General features: G+C 46.1%; 5 protein-coding genes. 1 reads left to right on the plus strand and 4 read right to left on the minus strand.

Annotated features, from left to right (window positions below; genetic code table 11):
- Both P8O70_13890 and P8O70_13895 read right to left on the minus strand, forming a co-directional pair.
- Nucleotides 1-611, minus strand: a 611-nt coding sequence (locus P8O70_13890) for a reverse transcriptase domain-containing protein (protein ID MDG2197949.1), incomplete at its 3' end; no start/stop codon positions are given.
- 277 nt (nt 612-888) lie between these two features.
- Nucleotides 889-1,089 (minus strand): hypothetical protein, encoded by a 201-nt coding sequence (locus P8O70_13895; GenBank protein MDG2197950.1) that lies wholly within the window; start codon nt 1,087-1,089, stop codon nt 889-891.
- 710 nt (nt 1,090-1,799) lie between these two features.
- Between P8O70_13895 and P8O70_13900 the strand changes: the two genes are divergently transcribed.
- The gene (locus tag P8O70_13900; protein MDG2197951.1) at nt 1,800-2,267 is read left to right on the plus strand and encodes a pentapeptide repeat-containing protein; all 468 of its coding nucleotides are present in this window, start codon (nt 1,800-1,802) and stop codon (nt 2,265-2,267) included.
- Between the two features lie 97 nt (nt 2,268-2,364).
- Here P8O70_13900 and P8O70_13905 read toward each other — a convergent pair whose 3' ends face one another.
- On the minus strand, nt 2,365-2,580 hold the full coding sequence (locus P8O70_13905; GenBank protein ID MDG2197952.1) for an Rdx family protein: 216 nt from the start codon (nt 2,578-2,580) through the stop codon (nt 2,365-2,367).
- Nucleotides 2,581-2,695: 115 nt separating this feature from the next.
- Nucleotides 2,696-3,652, minus strand: coding sequence for an aldo/keto reductase (locus P8O70_13910; protein MDG2197953.1), 957 nt, complete (start codon nt 3,650-3,652; stop codon nt 2,696-2,698).
- Nucleotides 3,653-3,656: the final 4 nt, after the last annotated feature.

A 3,656-nucleotide genomic window follows, 5' to 3' on the forward strand; every position in this document is an offset into this window, starting at 1 on the left:
AATTTCCAATCCTCCATGTATCCTGCCTTGAGCATCCATCCGATCAACGCCGTGAAGCGCTCATCGTTGATTTTCTTCTTCAACAGTTTCACCAGAATCTGGTGATCGATGTTGTCGAAGTAACCTTTGATGTCAAACTCAATGAACCACTTGGTCCCTGTGAAGCGGCTTGTGATGTTCTGAAGTGCATCATGACACCCCATTCCCTTACGGAAACCAAATGAGAACTTAGAGAATACCGGTTCGTAGATCGCTTCCAGAATGATTCTGCAAGCCTCCTGAACCAGCCTATCCGTGAACGTGGGTATGCCTAAAGGCCGTTGCTTCCCATTGCTCTTGGGAATGTATACCCTGCGTGTTGGCTTGGGACGGTATGTGCCGTTTCGCAGTTGGTTCATAATCTCTCGACTACGTTCCACACTGTGCCCATCAGCAGTTACCCCATCTACACCTTTGGTGGTCGATCCAGCATTGGCGCAGATGTTGGCGTAAGCCAGTTCCCAAATCTCCGGTTTATTGACCAACAACTGAAATAAGTTCTTGGCCCGCTCGCCGTTGATTGAACACTTACTTATACCCTCTAATCTTTTCTTCAGGCTTTGATTGGACACTTGTCCTCCTAATGTTGATCAGTTGGTATGTAAAGACGCTGTCTCACTTCCCCCTTCTCCCACTTGTCAATCTCACGATTAACCGCTTTCATCTTCGTTACCTTAGACTTATACGTTGTGGATAGGCCTGATTTAGTAACATTAAGTAAGTTTTCACAGGCTGCTGATCCCATTACAGGTCAACCTTGGATACTATTGAGACTCCGTGGCCATATTGGTACTGCATGAACTGAATCGCTTTCTACCAACTTAGGCAATCCCGTGTTTCCGGTTGAATTCAGATGCGACAGACTTGGGTTCCCATTCCAGACTCTTTTCCCACTTGATATGGTGGTGTCCCTGTTGGTCGATCAGTGTTGCCTGTACACAATAGGCTGTGGGGAGATTCTGCTTCTCCTTCTGCAACAGGGCTCCAGCCGTAGGGCGCTATCTTCGGACTAGCGTTAAGCTCTTCTGGCTGGAGGGCAAGGGGTTCCATCAAAGTCCTTGGGTTCAAGTAGTGTAACCTTAACCATATCTGTCTAGCCCTGATCCGTCCCTACTCCTGAGCTACCTTGGAGCGTTCATAGACCTTCTGACGTGGATGCTCTGTTCAGCACTTCCTTTCGGAATCTACGAGGGTGTTGCCACCCGTGCCTAACCACGCTGGGCTTCTCATACATCGACAATGAGAGAGTTAGTTCCTTACGCTAACCCGCTGAAATTCAACCGTTTACACGGCGCACGTTTTCTTCCATGCTTCCTACCTGTGCATGAAGCGCAATGACGTTATAGATTTTTTCACTTAAAAAAGTTATCAGTAGACCTAATGAAAAATGTCACAAACTGAACACAAAACAAGGTTATTTTCTTGACCCAGAACAACAATTTTTCTGTGTCACTCTTCCACAATACAAAAAGAATATCACCTTCCAGTAAAGTCATCACGCACTTCCTCCACCAGCAACATCCCTGATTTTGGCCGAATACAACTGGGACATCTATTTTTATCTTTTATTAATTATTTTATAGATTTTAAAAAATTATTATAGATTTTATGATTTATTTATCAAAAAAATTAGTTATTTATAAAAATTTAATAAAAAAATATAATTTATTATTGAATTTTAAATTACTATTTAGTAACATTATAGAAACTTAAGATCACATGAGACAATACCCTTTGCAAACAACACTTGGAGAAATAAAATGGCTAACTACAATCTACTTCACTTTCAGCAACTGACAGAAACCAAGTCGAGCCCCATCTGCAGCTTATCAGGCGCTGTATTGAGCGGTTTAGATCTGTTGGGAGCCGATCTGCGTTATGGCACTCTAGAAGGAGCAGACTTGAGTGGCTCTAATCTAGCAGACGCGAAGCTAACAACAGCAAATCTGGGTAGGGCAAAACTGAGTGAAGCACGTTTGGCAGGAGCAGATCTCTATGGAGCTAATCTGGAAGGAGCAGACCTGCGAGGAGCAGACCTGCGAGGAGCAGACTTACGCCGAAGTAAACTAGCCCAAGCAGACCTACGGGGAGCAGACCTACGGGGAGCAGATCTACGGGAAGCCGATTTGTTTGGAGCAGATTTTCGTGATGCTGATTTGCGAGAAGCTAATCTAGAGATGACCGCTTTCGGTGGACAACGTTTCTGTGACTACATCAATATCGCTTAAGCCACCGAAAGCACTTCACTACAAGTCCAACGCTTCTTCCACGAGCTAAGACAACACACCCTAAGTTGGCTCCTCACAGTGGGAGCCAACCACAAAGCTACCTCAACACGTCCACAATCTCTTGATCCTCCGGAAACCTACCTTCATTCAACTTTGAGAAGAGCAACCGATCTTCAGCGAAGACCTCAAAAGCCCCTCTTCCGCCAGCTACCAATTGCGTTTCTAGTTGCAACTGTTCCTTCAATGTAGCAGCCAACCTAGCTGCTCGGGGTTGGTAGTTTCAAACCCTGCAGTATTCAATACGAATCGTCATTTTGTCTCCTGAACGTTTTTCAGTTGAATTCCAAAGATCGCTACTTTGGATTCATTAGCTAGCGTAGTCGATTAAGAACCGATAGACCAAGCTGACTCTTGCGTCTGGTATCGAATCAATCAATTGGCAGGGGAACTTCGAGACCAAGCATGCCTTCTTTTCGAAGTTCCAACCAAAGATCACGCGGAATATCTAACTCAAATAACCGTAAGTTTTCCTGCCACTCCTCACGACTCCGTACACCGGTCAATACCGTAGCAACTGCTGGGTGACCGAGCGGGAACTGTAGAGCGGCAGCCTTGAGAGGCACACCATGTCGTTGGCAGATCACTTTCATCGCCAAAGCCCGATCAATCAGGTCCTGAGAAGCCTCCACGTAGTTGTAGGTGGTTCCAGGGACTGGATTGGCTAAAATCCCGCTATTGTAGACACCACCAATCACAATTGAGGTCCCGTGCTTCAGACACTTGGGTAGCAATTCAGCCAACGAACTTTGATCCAGCAGGGTATAGCGTCCCGCGAGTAAAAAGCAGTCAAAGTCCCCATGATCAAGGAACTTGGACAGCATCTCCCATTGATTCATTCCCGCGGAAACAGCCTTGATACTACCCTCATCACGCAAACGATTCAGGGCCTGATAGGCTCCTTGCACCGCATCCGTGAAGTGTTCATCAGAATCATGGATATGCAGAATGTCGACTGCGTCCACTCCAAGACGCTGAAGGCTCTCCTCATGGGAACGCAGTACTCCATCATAAGAGAAATCAAAAATGAAGCGTTTGTCTAGATTCGCCAGGTAGAACGGCTGTCTATCTCCGTAAAGTTCATTGCCTTCACGGACACCTGGACGAATCAACCGACCAACTTTGGTAGAAATCAGCGGACACCTGGACAATTTCGGTAGGCAACAGCCGATCCGTTCTTCGGAGAGACCATATCCATAGAAAGGAGCTGTATCCAGGTAATTGATGCCAGAGCCCATTGCTTCCTCAATTGTAAGCAGTGCTTCTTCTTCAGTGACTTGCATCAACAGATTGCCCAAAGGAGCCGTACCTAGAGAAAGTCGAGACACACTG

It is taken from the genome of SAR324 cluster bacterium (assembly GCA_029245725.1).
Classification (GTDB): domain Bacteria; phylum SAR324; class SAR324; order SAR324; family NAC60-12; genus JCVI-SCAAA005.